At 74.4% G+C, this 20,258-nt stretch carries 15 protein-coding genes; 8 read left to right on the top strand and 7 right to left on the bottom strand.

All coding sequences use genetic code 11. The features are described from left to right. Nucleotides 1-160 precede the first annotated feature (160 nt). The 6 genes from ABZY91_RS20160 (at nt 161) to ABZY91_RS20185 (ending at nt 6,413) form a co-directional block, all read left to right on the top strand. Nucleotides 161-1,474 (top strand): sugar ABC transporter substrate-binding protein, encoded by a 1,314-nt coding sequence (locus tag ABZY91_RS20160; RefSeq protein WP_355404083.1) that lies wholly within the window; start codon nt 161-163, stop codon nt 1,472-1,474. 1 nt (nt 1,475) lies between these two features. Continuing rightward, nucleotides 1,476-2,510, top strand: a complete 1,035-nt coding sequence (locus tag ABZY91_RS20165) for a sugar ABC transporter permease (protein ID WP_355404085.1) — start codon at nt 1,476-1,478, stop codon at nt 2,508-2,510. Continuing rightward, nucleotides 2,507-3,349, top strand: a complete 843-nt coding sequence (locus ABZY91_RS20170) for a carbohydrate ABC transporter permease (protein WP_329880958.1) — start codon at nt 2,507-2,509, stop codon at nt 3,347-3,349. Before ABZY91_RS20165 ends, ABZY91_RS20170 begins: the two co-directional genes overlap by 4 nt. Nucleotides 3,350-3,387: 38 nt before the next feature. After that, a complete protein-coding gene (locus tag ABZY91_RS20175; RefSeq protein ID WP_355404087.1) occupies nt 3,388-4,737 on the top strand; it encodes a GH1 family beta-glucosidase in 1,350 nt (449 codons plus the stop codon). A 194-nt stretch (nt 4,738-4,931) separates the two neighbouring features. Next, nucleotides 4,932-5,588: a LysE family transporter gene (locus ABZY91_RS20180; protein WP_355404089.1), complete on the top strand. Its 657-nt coding sequence runs from the start codon at nt 4,932-4,934 to the stop codon at nt 5,586-5,588. Between the two features lie 258 nt (nt 5,589-5,846). Continuing rightward, entirely contained in the window at nt 5,847-6,413 is a 567-nt protein-coding gene (locus ABZY91_RS20185) for a hypothetical protein (RefSeq protein ID WP_355404091.1), read from the top strand. 76 nt (nt 6,414-6,489) lie between these two features. On the opposite strand, the gene ABZY91_RS20190 is transcribed toward ABZY91_RS20185, so the two are convergent. After that, a complete protein-coding gene (locus tag ABZY91_RS20190; RefSeq protein ID WP_355404093.1) occupies nt 6,490-7,422 on the bottom strand; it encodes a siderophore-interacting protein in 933 nt (310 codons plus the stop codon). Then, a complete protein-coding gene (locus tag ABZY91_RS20195) occupies nt 7,419-8,462 on the bottom strand; it encodes an ABC transporter substrate-binding protein (RefSeq protein WP_355404095.1) in 1,044 nt (347 codons plus the stop codon). The genes ABZY91_RS20190 and ABZY91_RS20195 overlap by 4 nt, the downstream gene beginning before the upstream one ends. Nucleotides 8,463-8,602: 140 nt before the next feature. On the opposite strand from ABZY91_RS20195, the gene ABZY91_RS20200 reads away from it, so the two are divergent. Beyond that, the gene (locus ABZY91_RS20200; RefSeq protein ID WP_355404097.1) at nt 8,603-9,718 is read left to right on the top strand and encodes an iron chelate uptake ABC transporter family permease subunit; all 1,116 of its coding nucleotides are present in this window, start codon (nt 8,603-8,605) and stop codon (nt 9,716-9,718) included. Beyond that, nucleotides 9,715-10,833: an iron chelate uptake ABC transporter family permease subunit gene (locus ABZY91_RS20205; RefSeq protein ID WP_355404100.1), complete on the top strand. Its 1,119-nt coding sequence runs from the start codon at nt 9,715-9,717 to the stop codon at nt 10,831-10,833. Before ABZY91_RS20200 ends, ABZY91_RS20205 begins: the two co-directional genes overlap by 4 nt. Nucleotides 10,834-10,894: 61 nt before the next feature. Here the strand turns inward: ABZY91_RS20205 and ABZY91_RS20210 are convergent, their stop codons facing one another. The 5 genes from ABZY91_RS20210 to ABZY91_RS20230 form a co-directional block, all read right to left on the bottom strand. Next, a complete protein-coding gene (locus ABZY91_RS20210) occupies nt 10,895-11,719 on the bottom strand; it encodes a lipase family protein (RefSeq protein ID WP_355404102.1) in 825 nt (274 codons plus the stop codon). Between the two features lie 119 nt (nt 11,720-11,838). Beyond that, nucleotides 11,839-12,411 (bottom strand): 3'-5' exonuclease, encoded by a 573-nt coding sequence (locus ABZY91_RS20215; RefSeq protein ID WP_355404103.1) that lies wholly within the window; start codon nt 12,409-12,411, stop codon nt 11,839-11,841. A gap of 100 nt (nt 12,412-12,511) precedes the next feature. Beyond that, nucleotides 12,512-13,291 carry a hypothetical protein gene (locus tag ABZY91_RS20220; protein ID WP_355404105.1) on the bottom strand — a complete coding sequence of 260 codons (780 nt, stop codon included), beginning with the start codon at nt 13,289-13,291 and terminating at the stop codon, nt 12,512-12,514. Next, the gene (locus ABZY91_RS20225) at nt 13,288-17,622 is read right to left on the bottom strand and encodes an NEW3 domain-containing protein (RefSeq protein ID WP_355404107.1); all 4,335 of its coding nucleotides are present in this window, start codon (nt 17,620-17,622) and stop codon (nt 13,288-13,290) included. The genes ABZY91_RS20220 and ABZY91_RS20225 overlap by 4 nt, the downstream gene beginning before the upstream one ends. A gap of 51 nt (nt 17,623-17,673) precedes the next feature. Next, nucleotides 17,674-20,136, bottom strand: coding sequence for a discoidin domain-containing protein (locus tag ABZY91_RS20230; RefSeq protein ID WP_355404108.1), 2,463 nt, complete (start codon nt 20,134-20,136; stop codon nt 17,674-17,676). Nucleotides 20,137-20,258: the final 122 nt, after the last annotated feature.

Here is a 20,258-nt window from a genome sequence, read left to right on the forward strand (position 1 = left end):
CGAACCCTTGACGGAAGCTTTTCTCACACGTTAAATCACGGCCTGAAGTAAGCCGTGGAGCACGGAACTTCACCACCCGAGACAAGACCCCCCGCACCGCGCCGCACAGCGGCACCCGCCGTCGGCCCGTACCGCCCACACCCGAGAGGGGCAATCCGCCATGCCCATCAGCCGCGCCGCCGCGACGGCCGCCCTGGCCGCCACCCTGGTCCTCACCGCCACCGCCTGCGGCGGAGGGTCCGCGTCCGGCGGCGGGGGCGACGGCAGCCCCGGCACGCTCACCTACTGGGCCTCCAACCAGGGCACCAGCCTGGAGAACGACCGCCAGGTCCTGGAGCCGGAGCTGAGAAGGTTCGAGCAGCAGACCGGCATCAAGGTGAAACTGGAGGTCATCCCCTGGTCCGACCTGCTCAACCGGATCCTCGCCGCGGCCACCTCCGGCCAGGGCCCCGACGTCCTCAACATCGGCAACACCTGGTCCGCCTCGCTCCAGGCCACCGGCGCCCTGCGCCCGTTCGACGGGGCCGCCTTCGACCGGATCGGCGGCAAGGACCGCTTCCTGCCGGCCGCCCTCGGCTCGGCCGGCGCGGCCGGGAAGGACCCGGCCGCCGTACCGCTCTACTCGATGGCCTACGGCCTCTACTACAACAAGAAGCTGTTCGCCGAGGCCGGCATCGAGCGGCCCCCGGCCACCTGGGACGAACTGGTCGCCGACGGGCGGAAGCTCACCACCGGAGGCCGCTACGGCCTCGCCCTCGAAGGCGGCAACGTCTCCGAGAACGTCCACCACGCCTTCACCCTCGCCAAGCAGCACGGCACCGACTTCTTCTCCCCCACCGGCGAACCCGCCTTCGACAGCGCGGGCGCCGTCGCCGCCGTCAAGCAGTACGTCGACCTGCTCGGCACCGAGAAGATCGTCGCGCCCGGCAACGCCGAGTACGCCAACAACCAGTCCGTCACCGACTTCGCCACCGGCAAGGCCGCCATGCTGATGTGGCAGGCCGCCGGCGCCAACCTCGCCTCGCACGGCATGAACCCCGAGGACTACGGCGTCGCCCCCGTCCCCGCGCCGGCCGGCGCCACCGGCGACCGCGCGACCACCTCGATGGTCGCCGGGATCAACCTCGCCGTCTTCAAGAACACCCGGAACACCGACGGGGCCCTCTCGTTCGTGAAGTTCATGACCGGCGCCGAGGAGCAGACCCGGCTCAACAAGGCCTACGGCTCGATCCCCCCGGTCAAGGACGCCCAGGCCGACCCCGCCTTCGCCACCCCCGAACTCAAGGCCCTCACCGCCGTCCTCTCCGGCAGCGCGCTGCCGCTCCCGCAGGTCGCCGACGAGAGCCAGTTCGAGACCCTGGTGGGCACCGCCGTCAAGAACCTGCTCGCCGCGGCCGCCGCCGGCAGGCCCGCCACCGACGGCTCCGTGAAGGCCGAACTCACCAAGGCCCAGCAACAGATGCCGGCCAAGTGACGTGACCCGGACCCCCGCCGCCCGCACCCCTGCCGCCCCTGTCCCGGCCGTCCCCGCCCCGGCCGTCCCCGCCCCGGCCGCAGCCGGCCCGGGTGCCCCCGCCCCGCGCACCCCCACCCGGCTCGGCCGCCTCCGCCCGCCCCGCACCGCACTCCCCTATCTGCTGCTGCTCCCCGCCCTCGTCCTCGAACTCGTCGTCCACCTGCTCCCGATGGTCGTCGGCGCCACCATGAGCCTCAAGCGGCTCACCCAGTTCTTCATCCGCGACTGGTCCGCCGCCCCCTGGGCCGGGCTCGCCAACTACCGTACGGCGGTGGACTTCCACGCGCCCGTCGGCCGCGCCCTGCTGCACTCGTTCTGGGTCACCTGCGCGTTCACCGTCCTCACCGTCGGCCTCTCCTGGCTGATCGGCACGGCGGCGGCCGTCCTGACCCAGGACTCCTTCCGCGGCCGGGGCCTGCTGCGCGCCGTGTTCCTGCTGCCGTACGCACTGCCGGTCTACGCCGCCGTCATCACCTGGTCGTTCATGTTCCAGCGGGACACCGGCCTGATCAACCACGTCCTCCACGACCAGCTCCACCTCGTCGACGACAAGCCGTTCTGGCTGATCGGCGACAACAGCTTCACCGCGCTGGTCACCGTGTCGGTCTGGCGCAGCTGGCCGTTCGCCTTCCTCACTCTCACCGCGGGGCTGCAGAACATCCCCCGCGAGCTCTACGAGGCCGCCTCGCTGGACGGCGCCGGGATCTGGCAGCAGATCCGCCGGATCACCCTGCCCTCGCTGCGCCCGGTCAACCTGGTACTGGTGCTGGTCCTGTTCCTCTGGACCTTCAACGACTTCAACACGCCGTACGTGCTCTTCGGCCGCTCGGCCCCGGAGGCCGCCGACCTCGTGTCCGTCCACATCTACCAGTCGTCCTTCGTCACCTGGAACTTCGGCGCGGGCTCGGCGATGTCCGTCCTGCTGCTGCTGTTCCTGCTGCTGGTGACCTCCGGCTACCTCCTGCTCACCTCGCGCCGGAAGGACGCAGCATGATCAACCCGCCCGCCTCCTTCCGCCGGACCCGGTGGATCGTCCTCGGCGCGCTCGCCGTCTTCGCCCTCGTCCCCGTCCTGGTGATGCTGAGCAGCTCGCTCAAACCGCTCCGGGACGTCCAGGGGCCGTTCCGCTGGATCCCGAGCACCGTCACCTTCCGCCCCTACCTCGACATCTGGCGGACCGTCCCGCTCGGCCGGTACCTGGTCAACTCGCTGATCGTGGCCGGCGGGGCGACGGTCTGCTCGGTCCTGGTCGCGATCCTCGCGGCGTACGCGGTCAGCCGCTACCGCTTCCGGGGGCGGCGGATGTTCACCGTGACCGTGCTCTCCACCCAGATGTTCCCCGGCATCCTGTTCCTGCTGCCGCTCTTCCTGATCTTCGTCAACGTCGGCAACGCGACCGGCATCCCGCTGTACGGCAGCCGCGGCGGCCTGATCCTCACCTACCTGACCTTCTCGCTGCCGTTCTCGATCTGGATGCTGGTCGGCTACTTCGACTCGATCCCCCGCGACCTCGACGAGGCGGCGCTGGTCGACGGCTGCGGACCGCTCCAGGCCCTGGTCCGGATCATCGTCCCGGCCGCGGTGCCGGGCATCGTCGCCGTCGCGGTGTACGCCTTCATGACGGCCTGGGGCGAGGTGCTCTTCGCCTCCGTGCTCACCGACGACGCGACCCGCACCCTCGCCGTCGGCCTCCAGGGCTACGCCACCCTCAACGACGTCTACTGGAACCAGGTGATGGCGGCCTCGCTGGTGGTGAGCGTGCCCGTGGTGGCCGGCTTCCTGCTGCTCCAGCGCTACCTGGTCGCCGGCCTCACCGCCGGAGCCGTCAAGTGACACCCTCCCCCGTCCCGCAGACCCCCGAAGGGCACCCCGTGACCGACCTCAGTGCGCTGAGTTCCCTCCCCGACGACTTCCTCTGGGGCGCGGCCACCGCCGCCTACCAGATCGAGGGCGCCACGGAAGCCGACGGCCGCGCCCCCTCCATCTGGGACACCTACTCCCACACCCCCGGCAGGGTCGCGGGCGGCGACACCGGCGACACCGCGTGCGACCACTACCGGCGGTGGCCCGAGGACGTCGCCGTGATGCGGCGACTCGGCCTCGACGCCTACCGGTTCTCGATCGCCTGGCCCCGCGTGGTGCCGCAGGCCGACGACCGCGTCAACCCGGCCGGCCTCGACTTCTACGACCGCCTGGTCGACGCCCTGCTCGCCGCCGGCATCAGGCCCTTCCCGACCCTCTACCACTGGGACCTCCCGCAGGCCCAGCAGGACCGCGGCGGCTGGCCCGTCCGCGAGACGGCCGAACGCTTCGCCGAGTACACCGCCGTCGTCGCCGCCCGCCTCGGCGACCGGGTCACCGACTGGGCGACCCTCAACGAGCCGCTCTGCTCCGCCTGGATCGGCCACCTCGACGGCGCCATGGCCCCCGGACTGACCGACCTCACGGCCGCCGTCCGCGCCTCCTACCACCTGCACCTCGGCCACGGACTGGCCGTCCAGGTGCTGCGCGAGACCGTCCGCGACGCCCGGATCGGCATCGTCAACAACCTGAGCCCGATCGAGCCCGCCACCGGCTCCGAGGCCGACCACGCCGCCGCCGTCCGCGCCGACGGCCACGTCAACCGCTGGTGGCTGGACCCCGTCCTCGGCCGCGGCTACCCCAAGGACATGCGCGAGGTCTACGGCGTCGACCTCCCCGAGCGCGACGGCGACGCGGACCTGGTCGCCGCCCCGCTCGACTGGCTCGGCCTCAACTACTACTTCCGCCAGATCGTCGCCGACGACCCCACCGGCCCCGCCCCGTACGTCCGCCAGCTCCCCGGCCCCAACCCCGAACGGACCGCCATGCCCTGGGAGGTGCACGCCCCCGGCCTGGAGCAGCTGCTGCTCCGTCTCACCCACGAGTACGGCGCGGAGCGGATCTACGTCACCGAGAACGGCGCCGCCTACCCCGACGTCGTCGCCCCCGACGGCAGCGTCCACGACCCCGAGCGCACCGCCTACCTCGAACGGCACCTCGCCGCCTGTGCCCGCGCCACCGCCCAGGGCGCCCCGCTGGCCGGGTACTTCGCCTGGTCGCTGCTGGACAACTTCGAGTGGGCGTACGGCTACGACAAGCGCTTCGGGCTCGTCCACGTCGACTACCCGAGCCAGCGCCGCACCGTCAAGAGCAGCGGTCTGCGCTACGCCGACCTGATCGCCGCCCACCGACGGCGCTGACGCCGGCCGGGTGCGTTACGGGCGTGCGGGCGTGCGGGCCCGCACGCCGCGGCACCGGCCGGCGGCGGGCTCCCCGGCGACCGAAAACCGGTGGTCCGGGCGGACGGGCCGGGGCTACGCTCCGGGGCACCCGGACGCCCCGCGCCGGGTCGCCCCTCCGCGCCGGACCGCCCCTCAGAACTCGGACCGCCCAGATGACCGACGCCCTGATCTCCGGACTCCTCGCCGGCTACGGCATCGCCATGCCCGTCGGCGCGATCTCCGTCATGATCGTCACCCTCGCCTCGCGCGTCTCGCTCGGCCGGGGCATGGCCGCCGCCCTGGGCGTGGCCACCGCCGACGGCCTCTACGCACTGGCGGCGATGCTCGGCGGGGCGGCCGTCGCCCGGCTCGTCACCCCGGCCGCCGGGTACCTGGAGCTCCTCGCCGCCGGGGTGCTCGCCGTACTCGCCGTGCGCGGTCTGCGCGGCGCGCTCCGCGCGTACCGGCACGAGCGGGGCGGCGGGCCCGAGGACCCGGCGGCCGGGCCCCCGTCCGCCTCGTCGAGTCCACCGGGCTCACCGTGGCGCACCTACACGGCCCTGGTCGGCCTGACCCTGCTCAATCCGCTGACCGTGGTCTACTTCGGCGCCCTGGTCGTCGGCGGGCGGACCGGCCCCGGCTCCCTCGGACCCGGCCTGGTGTTCGTCCTCGCCGCGTTCGCCGCCTCCGCGAGCTGGCAGGCGCTGCTCGCGTCCGGCGGCGTCCTCCTGCGCCGCGTCCTCACCGGCTCACGCGGCCGGCTCGTCACCGGCCTGGCCGGCAACGCCGTCGTCCTCGGCCTCGCCGTCCGGCTCGTCTGGTCCCGCTAGGCCGGCTCTCTCGGATCCTGTCGGAACGGCACACGGGGTCGGGCGCCCGGCCGGGCCTGCCGGCGGACCGTCCTCGTACGGGGTCGTACCCCGGCGGCGGACGGATCGGCCGGGGCGAAGCTGCCGGTGGTTCTGCCTCTCCCCTCCGGTCCGGCTGCCATAGCCTGGCGCCCGGCGCACGGACGTGTCCGACGTTCCGTCAGATGTGCGCCGGCGCAAGCCTGTCAGCCCTCGCCCGGAAGGACCCGAAGCCCTCCCATGACCAGCACCCTCCTACGAGCCGCCGCCCTGGCGGCCGCCGCCGCGATAGGGTTCGGCACCCTCGCCACGGGCGCCGCCCAGGCCGCGCCGACGGCCCCGGCCGCCGTGGCCGCCCCACCCGCCGTGGCCGCCGCGCTCTCGCCGCCCACCCGCATCCCGATGAACAGCGTGCTCAACCGCAACCAGGGCTGGTACTCGCCGAACGGCCGCATCATGCTGGCCATGCAGGGCGACGGCAACGTGGTCCTCTACCGCGACACCACCCCCATCTGGGTGGCCCGCGGCGCCATGCCCAACGGCAACATCCTCGCCATGCAGGGCGACGGCAACCTCGTGGTCTACGCGGCCGACAACACCCCGCTCTGGTGGAGCGGGACCGGTGGCAACCCCGGGGCCGAGCTGACGGTCTACAACGAGGGCGCCATCGCGGTCGAGCGCAACGGCAGGGTCCTCTGGACCTCCGCGCCGCCCGCCCCCGACCCCTTCCCCTGTCCGCCGTGGGGCCCGCCCTACCCCGGCCAGTACATCCCGCCGTGGTGCCCGGTCTGGCCCTTCCCCAGCTAGGCCCCGCCGCGACCGGCCGGCGACCGGCCGGAGCCGCCGTCCCGCCGGTCGTCCGGACCGGCGGGACGGCGAGGCGCTACGCCCCCTCGGTCGCGCCCGACCCGTGGGCGGCCAGGGCCTCGGAGCGCAGGTCCTCCTCCGAGGCACCGCGGCGCCAGTAGCCGGAGAACTCGATCCGGCGCCGGTCGAGGCCCCGCTCGCCGACCAGGTGGCGGCGCAGCGCGCGGACGGTTCCGGCCTCCCCGGCGAGCCACGCGTACACCTCGTCCCGCGCCTGCCTCGCGTCCCCGCCGTCCTTGACCCCGCCCTCCTTGTCCCCGCCGTCGTCGTCGCCGGGGAGCGTCGCGGCGCGGACCGCCCCGACCAGCAGGTCGGTGCCGACCAGCCAGCGCGTCTCTCCCACGGCCCGGGTGGGCAGGTCCTGGATGTCCTCGGCGTGCGGCACCTGGAGGAAGGCCTGCACGGTGACGTCGGCCGGGAGCCACTCCAGGATCGCCGCGGCGGCGGGCAGCGCGGTCTCGTCGGCGACGAGGAGCACCGTGCGGGTGCCGGCCGGCGGGCGGAAGCCGACACTGCGGTTGTCCTCGACGGCCGGGCCGAGCAGCAGCACCCGGTCGCCCGGTTCGGCCCGCGCCGCCCAGCGGGAGGCCGGACCGGTGTCGCCGTGCAGGGCGAAGTCGACGTCCAGCTCCGTTCCCCCGTCGGGCAGTCGCCGCTGGGAGCGCACGGTGTAGGAGCGCATGACGGCCCGTACGGACTCGTCGAGGGCGCGCCACCCGGCGAACCAGTCGGCGCCCGCCTCGACGGGGAGGACCGGCTCCTCCTGCCCGGGGTGGGGCAGGAAGAGCGAGAAGCTCTGGTCCCGGCCGCCGCTCGCGAAGCCGTCAAGTCCCGCGCCGCCGAGGGCGATCCGGACCATGGTCGGACCGAGCCTGCGGCTGCCGACCACCTCGGCGGCGAAGAAGCGGAACTGCTCGGCGACGGCCGCCGCCGAGCCCGTCCCGGTCATCCGAGCTTCCGGGCGCCCTGGACCGCCTTCGCCAGGTTCTCCAGCAGCGGCGCCGCCCCCAGCCAGGAGAACCGCGGCACGGCGTCCCACGGCGCGACCTGGCCGGCCTTGACGGCGGGCAGTGCGGACCAGGCGGGCTTGGCCGCGAGGTCGGCGGGCTGCAGGGCGGTGGTCCGGTTGTCGAGCAGGATCAGATCCGCCTGGTACTTCCCGGCGTTCTCCCAGCTCAGGCCCTCGAAGTAGCCGGCGGGGTCGAGCGAGTCGGGGACGACGAAGTCGATGCCCAGCTCGCGGAAGTACATCAGGTCGGAGCCGACGCCCGGGTTGGAGACGTAGAAGAGGTCGGCGCTGCCGGAGGCGGCCATGACCTTGAGGCCGCCGGCGGCCTTCGCGGCCTGGCGCAGCGTCTCGGCGGCGGCCTCGAACCGGGCCTTCGCCTCGGTGACCCGCTTGGCGTCGAGGTCCGCGCCGAGCGAGGCCGCCAGCTCGGCGTACCGCTTGACGGGCTCGGGAAGCGGCGCCCGGGCGGTGGTGATCGCGACGCTGGGGGCGAGCGCGAGGATCTTGTCCCTGCTCTCGTCCGGCACGTACCAGAGGGCGTCCGGGTCGTACATGTGGGTGACCAGGAGGTCGGGGCGCAGGGCCGCGTACTTCTCGATGCCGAACTCGCCCCAGGCGTTGCCGACGATGGTGACCCGGTCGACGTCGAGGTTCCCGGCGGCGGGGTCGGCCTTCCCGTTCGCGAACTTGGTCTCGCCGAAGACGCCGACGAGCTGCGCGTCGAGGCCGAAGTCGTGGAGGGCGGCGGCGGTGCCGGTGAAGGCGACGATCCGCTTCGGGGTGCCCTTGGCGGTGACGGCCTTCTTGCGGTCGTCGGTGAACGACCAGGCCTTGCCGTCGGCGGTGTCCTGACCGTTCGTCCCCTTGGAGCCGCTGCCGCTGCCGCTGCCGCAGGCGGCGAGGGCGGCGCCGAGGCCGGCGACGCCGGCGGCGGTGAGCAGGGTGCGGCGGGTGGGGCGCGGGGGGCGGGCGATGGGCATGGGAGCGCCTTTGTTCGTGATGGTGCTGGTGAGGGGGTCGGGGCCGCGGCGACCCGGGGTAGATATTAGGTTAGCCTAACCATAGTTCTCCGCCGCCGACCCCCGGCGGCCCCCCGTCCGCCGGCTCCCGGAGCAGCACCATGCACGACGTCATCCCCCGCTCGGGGCCGCCCGAGCGGACCGAACCGGCCGGAGCGGGCACGTCGGCCGCCCCGGCCTCCGCGACCGTGCCGGCCCCGCCCGCCGACGCGCCGGACCGGACCCGCGGCCGGCACCGCGCCCGCGCCCTCGGACTGGTCGGCGCGCTGCTCCTGCTGGCCGCCGTCCTGGTGCTCAGCATCGCGGTCGGCGCCAAGGCGCTCTCCCCCGGCGAGGTGTGGCAGGGGCTCACCGACCCCGGTTCGCCCGCGTACACGGTCGTGAACCGGATGCGCCTGCCGCGCACCCTGCTCGGGCTGCTCTCCGGCGCCGCGCTCGGACTCGCCGGGGCCGTCATGCAGGCCGTCACCCGCAACCCGCTCGCCGACCCCGGCCTCCTCGGCATCAACGCCGGCGCCTCCGCGGCCATCGCCACCGCCGTCGCCTTCCTCGGCATCGGCGGCTTCACCGGCTACGTGTGGTTCGGCCTGATCGGCGCCGCCGTCGTCTCCCTGCTGGTGTACGCGGTCGGCGGCGGGCGGCAGGCCACGCCCGCCGGACTGGCCCTGGCCGGCGCCGCGCTGAACGCCGCGCTCTACTCGTACGTCAGCGCCGTGATGCTGCTCGACTCGGCCTCGCTGGACCGGATGCGCTTCTGGACCGTCGGATCGCTGGCCTCCGCCGACCCCTCCACCGTCGCCGCCGTGACGCCGTTCGTCCTGGTCGGCCTGGTGCTCGCGCTCGCCCTCGCCCGGCCGCTGAACGCGCTGGCCATGGGCGAGGAGTCCGCGCAGTCGCTGGGCGCCCGGCCGGCCCGGGTGCGGACCGTCGCCGTCGTCGCGGTCACCCTGCTCTGCGGGGCGGCCACCGCCGCGTGCGGGCCGATCGTCTTCGTCGGCCTGACCGTGCCCCACCTGGTCCGCGCCCTGACCGGCCCCGACCTGCGCTGGATGCTGCCGTACTGCGCCGTCCTCGCGCCGGTGCTGCTGCTCGGCTCGGACGTCCTGGGCCGGGTGCTCGGGCGGCCCGGCGAGCTCCAGGTCGGCATCGTCACCGCCGTCCTCGGCGGCGTCTTCTTCCTCCTCTTCGTCCGTCGGGGAAAGGCGGCCCGGGCATGACCTCGACCACCCCCGCAGCCGCCGGCACCGAGGCCGCACCCGGCACCCGCACCGAGGACCGGACCACCGGCCGGACGACCGGCCGCACCAGGGCCGTCCGCACCGCCGGCGGCCTCTCCCTCCGCTACAGCCCCCGGGCGGTGACCACCGTCACCGCCTGCGTGCTCGCCGCGCTCGCGCTCGCCGTCGTCACCCTCGGCCGGGGCGACTACCCGCTCGGCCCCGTCGAGGTGATCCGCGCCCTCACCGGCGGGGGCGACCCGGCGGCGGACTTCGTCGTCAACGAGCTGCGCCTGCCGCGCGTGGTCACGGCGCTGCTCGCCGGCGCCGCGCTCGCGCTCTCCGGCGCCGTCCTCCAGGCCCTGGTCCGCAACCCGCTCGGCAGTCCCGACATCCTCGGCCTCACCCAGGGGGCCGCGACCGGCGCACTGCTGGCCGTCGCGGCCGGTGCCGGCAGCCTCACCCTGGCCGGCGGCGCGGTCACCGGCGGGATCGGCGCCGGGGTGCTCATCTGGGTCCTGACCCGGCGTCAGGGCGTGACCGGGCACCGCCTGGTACTGATCGGCATCGGTGTCGCCGCCGTGCTCACCGGCGTCAACGGCTACCTGCTCACCCGGATCAAGCTGATGGAGGCCGCCCGCGCCCTGCTCTGGCTCACCGGCAGCCTCGACGGGCGCGGCTGGGACGACGCGCTGCCGCTGCTGGCCGTGCTCGCCGTCCTCCTCCCCGTGGTGCTGCTCGCCTGCGGACCGGGCCTGCGGATGCTGGAGATGGGTGACGACGCCGCCGTCGCGCTCGGCGTACCGGTCGCGCGGATCCGTCTGGTCCTGCTGGCGTGCACCGTGCTGCTCGCGTCCGTCGCGGCCGCCGCCGCCGGACCGGTCTCCTTCGTGGCACTCACCGCACCGCAGCTGGCCCGCCGGCTCACCCGGGCCCCCGGGCCCAACCTCGTCGCCTCGACGGCCATGGGCGCCGTCCTGCTGGTCGCCGCCGACCTCGCCGCCCAGCACGCCTTCGGCGAGCGGCAGTTGCCCGTGGGCGTGGTGACGGGCGTGCTCGGCGGCGGCTACCTGGTCTGGTTGCTCGCCGCCCAGCACCGGGCCGGACGGCTCTGACCGCCCGGACGGCCGCCTCCCGCCGCGCCGGGAGGCGGTCCACCCCTCGGCGGGGCTCCCGTCAGACCTGGGCGAGGTTCTTCTCGAACGCGGCCAGGTAGTTGGGCAGGTGGTGGTCCTTGATCCCGTCCGTCTCGGGGGCGAACAGGTCGGCGCGCACGCCCTTGGCACGGTCCTTCAGCCCGGCGACGAGCGGCATGCGCTCGTGGAGCCTCCCGTCGGCGTCGAAGTGGCGCAGCGCCTCGACGTGCGTGAAGACCGGCTCCGGCGGGAGCTGCGGGACGATGTCGTTGTTGTTGACGAAGCGGTAACAGCGGTTCCTGAAGGCCGTGTTGTGGGCGCCCGCGAGCAGCCGCTCGCAGGTGCGGGGCTGGCCGAAGGTGTAGACGCCGTCGGGCAGCAGCTGCGGCGCCTCGAAGTACCAGCGGGCGCCGGCCAGCATGGCGAGCGCGCCACCGAGGCTGTGGCCGGTGAACCAGACCGTCTGATCGTCCGTGCGCAGGTCGCGGACGGTGTCGCGGATCTGCGGGTAGACGGACTGCAGGGCCTGGTGGAAGCCGTAGTGCACGAAGCCCTTGTTCGCCGGGCCGGGGACGGGCGGGGTGCTGACGTCGCTGAGCCAGTCACGGATCTTCAGCACCTCGGTGCCCCGGAATCCGGCGACGATCATGCGGTCGCCGGCCATGACGTAGGCCTGGGTGTCCTCGATCGGGAACGGCATCCGGTGCGTCGACTCGAAGTGCCGTACCTCCTCGAAGCCCCAGGACCGGGCCGTCTCCTCGATGCCGGCCCGGTCCAGCGAGGCCAGTCCGGCGGCCTGCGCCATCCAGTAGGCGTGCGGGAGGGAGTAGCCGGTCGTCGAGTGGTCCAGGGCGGGGATGGCCATCGGTGTCCTCCGGGGAGCGGGCCGCAGTGGGTCTCAGCGGGTCGCCCAGCAACCTAGCGACGCACACGGACGAACACGAACCGTCCGGCTCCGGAACCACCCGTTCGGCCGCGCCCTCGTCAACCGGCCGTCCCGCCGGGCCAGGCGCCCCGGGCGGCCAGGCCGAGGACCAGCGCGGCGATGTTCCAGGCGTCGTCCTCGCCGCTGTGGTGGCGTCCTTCGAGCGGCAGCCCGGCGATCTCCAGGGCCTGGGCCATCCCGGGGCGCTTGCGCAGCCCGTGTGCCTCGGTGAACACCGCCTTGGCGTTGGTGTGCCGGTGCCCGAAGGGGTACGCGGTGCCGGTGGCCTTGCACTGCCGGGTGAACTGGTTCCGGTCGTAGTCGCCCCAGCTCGCCCACGGCAGGGCCCCGGCCCGGTGGTCGGCGGCGAGCAGCCGGCAGGCCGAGGCGAAGTCGAGGCCGGTGTCGACCTCGGCCTGGGTCAGCCCGGTGAGTTCCGTGCAGAACTCGCTGACGGCGGACCGTGCGGGCCTCACCAGGATGCGGTGCCGCCCGACCCGTTCCCCCGTCCCGAGGTCGACGACGGTCAGCCCGATCTCGATGATCTCGTTCACCGCGCCGGGCGGCGGCCGGCCCTCCCAGCACGTCGCTTCGACATCCACGACATTCAGCAGTCCCCCCACACTCTCCATGCCCCGAGAGTAGGGAGACGACGGCCACGGGTCACCCGGATTTCCTGCCGCCGCGCCCCCGGCCGGGGTGGCACACCGGGGGCGCGGCCGCCCGGGGTGGTCAGTGGCGGTGGTGGTTGTCGGGTTGGGCGGGGTCGCCGGGGTGTTCGAGGCCGGGGACGAGGGTGAGGCGGGTGGCACGGGCGTGGTCGAGCCAGCGGACGAAGGCCGCGCGACGGACGGCCGCGAGGACGGTGGCGGCGGGATCGGGGCGGTCGGGCCGGCCGGGCTGGTCGGGCCGGCCGGGCCGGTCGGTGGGCGGGTCGGGCGGCGTGGTCCGGCGGGCGGCGGTCCAGCCTCCGGCGGTGACCCACGTGTCCGGGGCCGCCGTGCGGAGGGCCTCCGCCAGGGCGAGCGGCAGGGTGGCGGGGTCGGCCTCGCACGTGCCGCCGTCGGGGAAGGCGAGGTGCCAGACGGTGGGGGTCGCCGCCGGTCGGGTCATGGCGAAGTAGTGGGCGACCTCCTCCGCGGTCGGGGCCACGGCGGCGGTGACGGCCTCGTGGACGGCCCGCACCGCCGCGCTGCCCTCGTAGGCGGCGGCGGTGACGGAGCCGAGTTCGACGGCCGCCTGCTGGTCCAGGCGGTCATGGGCGGCCTCGGGGAGGACGGACAGGCCGCGTTCGGCGGCGACCGCCTCGCAGAGCGCCTCCGTCAGCAGCACCTGCGCGACCCAGCGGGCCAGTTGACGGTCCTCCCCGCTGCCGGGCCGCGGCAGGGCGGAGGCGCGCGGGCCGGTGCGGAGCGCCGCGAGGCGGCGGTCGAGGCCGGTGCGCGGGAGGGGCCGGCCGTCGAGGAGTCCGAGCACCGGGGCGTCGGCGGGCGCGGGCGGGATCGCGGTCACGGCCCGACCACCACCGCGACGGTCGGGGCGTACTGGCAGCGGCCGAACCACATCACCTTGGCGAGCGCCCAGTAGGCGCCGGAGTCGGCGTCCTCGGGCGCGGTGAGGGTGAACTCCTCGACCGACTCGGCCCCGGCCGCGAGGGTGAAGCCTCGGACCGGCGCGCCGACCGCCTCCCAGGTGCCCCAGGGCGAGACGAGCTGGAGTTCGCCGCGGATCTCGCCCCGGGTGCGGTTGACGAGGCGGAGGCCGAGGGCGGCGCCGACGCCGGGGGTCAGCCGGACCGACGCGGTGGCCGCCTCGACGGTCAGGCCGGTGTCACGCCCCTCCACGGACCGGGTGCCCTGGGCGGCGGTCCAGTCCTCCGGGGTGTCGCCGGGCACCGGAAGGATCTCCGGCAGGTCGCCGACGGCCACGGTGACCACGTCCTCGACGTCCTGGCCGTCGTGCGTGAGCCGGACGGCCGCGAAGTACAGGCCGGGGGCGGTACCGGCGGGCGGGGTGAGGGTGACGGGGAAGCGGAGGTGTCCGCCGGCCTCCAGGCGGTAGGGGCGGGCGCCGAGGCTCGCCGCCCACCCGTCGGGCGCGAGGATCCGCGCCGTGCCCTCGACGGCGGCGTCCCGCAGGTGGGAGGAGAGGGCCACCGAGAGCGTGACCGGCTCGCCCGCCGTCCGCAGCAGGCCGGGCGAGGCGCCGACCGAGACCGGGAGGTAACCGAGCGGCGCCGGGCCCCGGTTGTGCAGCCAGTAGCGGGCGTGCACGGGCTGGGCCGCCTCGGCGACCGGGCCGAGGACCGGGCCGCCGGCCGGCTCCGCCACCGCGGGCCGGGCCAGCACGGTGGCGATCCGGGATCCCGCGAGGTCCGGATCGGCCGGGCCGGTCGGCCGCTCCAGCAGGTCGGCGGCGTGCAGGTCGGTCAGCCCGAGGGCGCCGCCGAGGGTGACGGCCGAGCCGAGGCCGGTGGACTCGACCAGCCGGACGGCGAGTCGGCCGTCCCAGGGGGCGGTCGAGCCGTGCGCGATCGGGTTGCCGGCCGGCTTGAGCGCGCCGAGCAGGGTCCGGCGGGCCGGCTCGACCCGCAGCCAGGAGAGGGTGCCGGGCAGCGGGCCGTCCTGGGCGGGGGTGAGCCGGGCGTACAGCGGATGGGTGAACTCCTGCCCCTGGGCGGGGAGTTCCTGTGCCCGCCAGTCACCCGGTCCGCCGGTCAGCGCGTAGTGGAACTCGTGGGTCCAGTGCTGGAGTTGGAAGGAGGCGCCGTCGGGCAGGGTGCGCCGGGGCGGGTCGATCCAGACGCCCGAGGGCCACCCGGTGCAGGAGCGCATCAGCGAGAGGTGCAGCGCACCGGTGGCATCGACGGCGAAGCCGGGCAGACCGAAGCTCAGCAACGCCGCAGTGTGGTCCACGAGTTGTTCGGTGTCAGGGAGAGCGCCCGGGCAGGCGGCGGCGATCCGGGCGTCGGCGAGGTCGGCGGCGAGCGGGGCAGGGTCGGTGACGACCAGGGCCGGCAGGGCCCTCAGGTCACGCAGGTCCGCGCCGGGCTGCCAGACCTCGGCGAGCGGGGTGCGGGCGGGCACCCAGACGGCGCCGCGCTCCTTCAGGACGGCCGCGTACTCCGCACCCGCCCGGTCGATCAACTCCCGCGTGGCGTCGTTGGTTTCCGGTCCGCCGAGGAGGATCCGGAAGTCCGGCAGGTTGGAGTCCACGTCGAGCCAGCCGTACCGGGCCCAGTCGGCTCCGGAGGTGGTGGCGGTGACTCCGACCCGGGCGAGCGCGACCACCAGCTCCCGCGCGTCGGCGGCCGACGCGAGATCGGGGACGATCACCTCCGCGACGCCGAGCGCGCGTTCGCCCAGCACCGCGCCGGAGACCGGGTCGGTGAGCGTCACCCGGGCCGTGGCGCCGAGACCGAACCAGGTGTTGGCCGGGTTGTCCAGGGTCCAGGGCGCCTCGGCGGAGTCGACGTCGGGCAGGGCGAAACCGCGTCCGACGACCGCGCCGGCGACCTCGCTGACCGGCAGGGCGCCGGGCAGGTCGACGGGGAAGCGGAGCCGCAGCAGCCGGTCGGCGCCCGTGTAGTCGACGACCCTGGTCCGGCAGTCCACCCGGTCGAGGCCGCGCCACAGCGTGACGGTCTGCTCGTACCGGAGGCCCCGGGCCCCGGCATCGACACCGTCATCGGCACCGGCGCCGGCATGGGCACCGGCACCGTCATGGGGCGCGGTAGCGGTGACGGTGCCGCGGACGACCAGTCGCTCGCCGAGCGGTCCGGTCTCGCGACGGACCTCGGCCGGCCGATCGCCGGAGCCGGTCACCGGCCCCCTGGGGACGAGGTGCCAGGGGCCCTCGCCGAAGTCGGGGTGCTGCGGGTACTCCTCGTAGACCCGCAGCTCGTTGCCGATCCGCCCGTCCTGGATCAACTCCCTTCCGCGCAAGAGGTCCTGGACGGAGGAGAGGCCGCCGCCGCGCGCCGGGTCGGCGGTCACCCGGTAGCGGCCGTTGGCGATGGTGAGGCCCTCGGCGACGGACCAGGCCGGGTCGCCGCCGCCGGCCGCCGAAGGGACCAGCCGCCAGGTGCGCCAACCGAGCGCCGGCACGTCCTCGGCCAGGAAGCGCAGGGTGCCGCGGTCGACGGCTCCGGGCACCTCGGCCCCGGTGTCGTCCAGCACCCGTACGCCCGGGCGGCCCTCCCCGTCGACGGTTCCCGGGGGCAGCCGGACGGCCACCAGGTCGGTCCGGTCGAAGGAGAGCGTGTTGGTGACCACCACGGCGACGCCCTCCCCCGTCGTGGCGATCCGGGCCGCCAGCGCGTCGAGCGCCCGGTCGCGGACGTCCGCCGCCAGGTCGTACGCCTCCCGCCAGCCGCCGAGCAGGTCCAGGTAGACCTGGTCGGACTCGGAGCCGGTGATCGCGTCGTGGTGCGCTCCGTAGGCGAGTTGGCGCCAGACCTTGTCCAGCGCGGCCGACGGGTACTGCCCGAGCCCCTGCACGACGGCGAGGGTGGCGAGCTTCTCGGCGTCGACGGCGGCCACCTCGGCCGCCCGCTGGGCCTGCTTGGTGTCGATGTAGGAGACGTCCTTGCCGGTGTAGACCGGGTTCATGTCGCGGGTCTGCGGGCTGGGCCGGCGACCGGTCTCCGCCAGCTCGGCGCGGACGGCGTCCAGGAAGTCACGCGGAGTCCCGCAGACGAAGCGCGGCCACAGGTACCTGCCCGCCCAGGAGCGGTGGATCTCGGTGACCCACTTGTTGGGCGGGGTGTAGTCGGTGCCGACCGGCAGCAGCAGGTTCCTGGTCGCGCCCACCGGCTTGAGCTTCCGGTACAGCTCGTAGACGGCCTGCTCGGCGGTGGCGAGGTCGGCGGAGGAGTCCATCCACCAGCCGGCCGAGTAGTGGTGCGGCATGTAGTGGGTGAGCACGCCGTCGCCCGAGGGCGCGATCCACTCGAACTCGCTGGGGAACTGCATGACCCGCGCGTCGTCCTTGGCCTCGCGGAAGTTCTTCTGGATCGGGCCCCACTGGTGGAACGGGCCGCGCGCCCAGGCGCTCCCGGTGAGCCCGGCGGCGGCGAGGTGGCCGGGGAACTGCGGGTCGTGGCCGAACACGTCGAGCTGCCAGGCCGTCCGAGGGTCGCCGCCGAGGATGTCGCGCTGGTAGCCGATGCCGTGGACGATGTTGCGGATCGTCGTCTCGGCGCCGGTGAGGTTGGTGTTGGGCTCGTTGTAGGTGCCGCCGACGAGTTCGACCTGGCCGCGGTCGAGCAGCAGGCGCAGGCTCGCGCGGCGCTCCGGGTGCTGGTCGAAGTACGGCTTCAGGTAGTCGACTTCGGCGAGCACGAACGTGTAGACCGGGTCGCGCAGCGCGAGGTCCAGGTGGGCGTCGACGAGGGCGAAGCCGTTGCGCTCCCAGAGCGGCCGGGTGGTGGCGTCGGCGGCGAGGAGCTCCCAGGGCGAGGTGTAGGCGGCCTGGGTGTTCCACCACACCGGGTCGTAGTGGAAGTGCGGGACCATGAACATGGTCCAGCCGGGCTCGGCGACCTCGACGACGCCCTCGGCGCGGGCGCCACCGGTCCCGGCGCCGGCGTCGGTCCCGGCGGCGCCGGGGGTCGCGCCGAAGGCCGTGACCTCGACGGCGAGTCGGGCGCCGACCGCGGCACCGGTGATCTCCAGGGGGACTTCGACCAGCCCCGTGCCGGACGCCTCGCCGCGCACGCCCGGGCCGGTGACGGCGATCCGGGCGGGCGGGCCGTCGAGGGTGACCCGCAGCAGCTGCCGCGGGGCCTCCTCCGGTCCGACGAACAGGTCCGTGCTCTCGACGGCGGTGATGGTGACCGGCACGGGGGCGGGTCCTTTCCTCGGTGGGGCGGAGATCCGGGCGTGTCCGACGCCCTACGCGCCCCAGGCCTCGAACTCGTAGATGCGGGCCGCGGGATCGGTGCCCTGGGTCGGCCTGGTGACCACCAGCCGGACGTACCGCGCGGTGGTGCTCACCGGGTGGGTGGTGGTGCCCGCGGTGTTGCCGGTGACGGTGGTGACGGTGGTCCACGGGTCGGTGTCGGCCGAGCGGGCCTGCACCGTGAAGTCGCGGGTGTTGAAGCTCGCGCTCTCGCCGCCGGCCTGGGCGTGCCTGACCACGAACTTCGACAGAGCCTTGGCCGAACCGAGGTCCACCTCAAGCCACTTGCTGCTCCCGGTGGTGCACCACTTGTCGCCGTTGCCGCCGTTGACGGTGCCGTTGACGGCCTTGGCCGGGCCCTCGCCGGTGTTGCACTGGCCGGAGGCGGTGGCCGGGCGGTTGAGCGCGAGGTTGCCGCCGGCCGGTGGGGTGCCGGTCCACGGGACGGTGGTGGCGGCGGCGGTGGAGCGGCCGTACTCGGTGGAGACGGCCTCGACCTCGATCACGGTGTTCGCCTCGGTGCCGGCCCGGTCCAGCCGGTTGACGTAGTAGGCGTCGGAGGGGGTGGCGCCGAGGTAGCCGCGGGTGCCGTCGGCGTTGCGCCGGTACAGCTCGTAGTGGTGCACGGCGCCGCTGGTCGAGGGTGTCCAGGAGAGCCGGAGGGACTGGCTGGCGCCGGCCACCACGTCGCTCGCGCCGAGCACGGTCAGCCCGCCGGGTGCGCCGGGTGCGTCCACCGCGCCGTCGTACACGGCGAGTTGGCCGATCCTCACGTCGTAGGAGGGATTCGAGCCGGCCGCCTGGAGGCCGATCTGGGCGATGGTGCGGCCCGCGTAGGCGGAGAGGTCGAGGGTCTTGCGCTCCCATCCGGTACCGGAGTTGCTCCCGAGGTCGAGGGTGGTGAAGGTCGTCGGCGCGTCGGTGAAGGAGATCGCGGCCTTGAGGCCGGTGGCTCCGGCGGCCGGGGTCCTGACCACGACCGAGAGCTTGCTGTCGGCGGCGACCGGGAGCCTGGTCTGGTAGAGCCGGACGGTGTTGACGGCGTTCAGGTTGCCGGTCAGCCGCAGCGAGGAGCCGCCCTCGTAGGCGTCGGTGAAGTCGACCGACGGGGTGAGCCTGGCGCCGGTCGAGGAGACCAGCCACTGGTAGGTGGGCGGGACGTCCTGGAGCGAGAGGTTGTTCCAGCCGCCGGTGGCGACCCGGGTGCCGGCCGCGTTGTGGAAGTCGCCCTCGCCGGAGGAGAAGTTGGTGACGAAGGGCTTCGCGGTGATCGGGGTGGACTCGGCGACGTAGCTCGCGAGGCCCTTCCAGGCGGACGAGGTCGAGGTGTTGGAGGGGTCGTTGTTGGCGCCGACCCAGTAGCGGGCGTCCTTGGCGAGGAAGTCGGCGCGGTCGGCGGCGGACTTCCAGGTCCACTCGGGCCGGTAGAGGCCGAGCGAGGTGGTGTGCGGGCCGTTGGCCGGGAAGAGGCTGTTCCAGTCCACACCCGTGTTGTAGCCGTTGGCCTCGGTGTCGATGCCGGAGTAGAGCTCGTACTCGCTGCGGCCGAGGCCGCGGGCCAGGGTCCGGGAGGAACCGAGGCCTCCGGACGACCAGTTGAAGTTGAGGAACATCGAGTCGGAGGTGCGCCGGGCGCCCTCCTGGAGGAAGGCGTCGTTGGCGGAGGTCAGCGCGTTCTGCCAGTTGACGGGCCCCGACTCGGTCATGGCGTCGTACCACATGAAGTCGGTGGCGGTCTGCGCCCTGGTGTACTGCATGAGGTTGCGGATCTCACCGGCGAGGGCCGAATCGCCGCCGCCGGTCTCCTGGTTGATGAACCAGCCGTCGAAGCCGTAGTACTGGGCGGCCTGGGCCAGCTTGTCGGCGACGGGGTAGCGGGAGCCGGACTTCTGGACGAAGTCGCGGACCCACTGGAGCTGTCCGCCGTACGCGGCGGGCGGGAAGAAGACGGTGCCGTAGACCTTGACGCCGTTGCGGTGGGCGGCGTCGATGACGGTCGGGTTGGGTGCCAGGATCAGACCTTCGCCGGCCGAACCGCCCCAGAAGACCAGCTTGTCGACGTACTGCCAGTAGCCGAACGCGTAGTAGTGGGGGTCGGCGGACCCCTGGGAGGGGTTGTTGGAGGTGGGGCCGAAGGAGACCAGGGAGGCGATCTTCCCCTCGCCGGCCCGGGCGTTGGGGTTGGCCCTGAGCGCCGGGTCACCGGTGCGCGGCTGGAGGGGGACCCGGGAGCGGTTGAACCGGGCGTCCGGATCGGTGGCCGGGTCCCAGTTCAGCAGGGTGTTCGGGTACCAGTAGGAGGCGTAGGGCTGGGTGCCGGCGGCGGCGTTCGCCGCGGCGGGGGCCGCCGGGGAGGGGGCGGCGGGGGTCGGGGCAGCCTGGGACGCGGTGGGTGCGGTGCCCAGGACGGCGGCCCCGAGAGCGGCGCTCAGCAGCAGGGATGTCCGTCGTGACATGCGGTGGCTCCGATCGCGCGGAGGAGGGTGGGGCGGACCGCCCGGAAGGGGGCGGGCCCGGGGGTGCATGCGTGCGTGGTGGTGCCGGTGGTTCCTGTGGCCGGAGGGCGCGCGGCCCTGGG

Source organism: Kitasatospora sp. NPDC002965 (assembly GCF_040611255.1).
Taxonomy (GTDB): Bacteria; Actinomycetota; Actinomycetes; order Streptomycetales; family Streptomycetaceae; genus Kitasatospora.

Bases quoted from the DNA above. Each gene is read 5' to 3' on its own strand.
- ABZY91_RS20160 (WP_355404083.1), top strand. From the start codon at position 161: ATGCCCATCAGCCGCGCCGCCGCGACGGCCGCCCTGGCCGCCACCCTG.
- ABZY91_RS20195 (WP_355404095.1), bottom strand. From the start codon at position 8,462: ATGCCCATCGCCCGCCCCCCGCGCCCCACCCGCCGCACCCTGCTCACC.
- ABZY91_RS20215 (WP_355404103.1), bottom strand. From the start codon at position 12,411: ATGGAGAGTGTGGGGGGACTGCTGAATGTCGTGGATGTCGAAGCGACG.
- ABZY91_RS20210 (WP_355404102.1), bottom strand. From the start codon at position 11,719: ATGGCCATCCCCGCCCTGGACCACTCGACGACCGGCTACTCCCTCCCG.
- ABZY91_RS20205 (WP_355404100.1), top strand. From the start codon at position 9,715: ATGACCTCGACCACCCCCGCAGCCGCCGGCACCGAGGCCGCACCCGGC.
- ABZY91_RS20190 (WP_355404093.1), bottom strand. From the start codon at position 7,422: ATGACCGGGACGGGCTCGGCGGCGGCCGTCGCCGAGCAGTTCCGCTTC.
- ABZY91_RS20230 (WP_355404108.1), bottom strand. From the start codon at position 20,136: ATGTCACGACGGACATCCCTGCTGCTGAGCGCCGCTCTCGGGGCCGCC.
- ABZY91_RS20180 (WP_355404089.1), top strand. From the start codon at position 4,932: ATGACCGACGCCCTGATCTCCGGACTCCTCGCCGGCTACGGCATCGCC.
- ABZY91_RS20170 (WP_329880958.1), top strand. From the start codon at position 2,507: ATGATCAACCCGCCCGCCTCCTTCCGCCGGACCCGGTGGATCGTCCTC.
- ABZY91_RS20185 (WP_355404091.1), top strand. From the start codon at position 5,847: ATGACCAGCACCCTCCTACGAGCCGCCGCCCTGGCGGCCGCCGCCGCG.
- ABZY91_RS20200 (WP_355404097.1), top strand. From the start codon at position 8,603: ATGCACGACGTCATCCCCCGCTCGGGGCCGCCCGAGCGGACCGAACCG.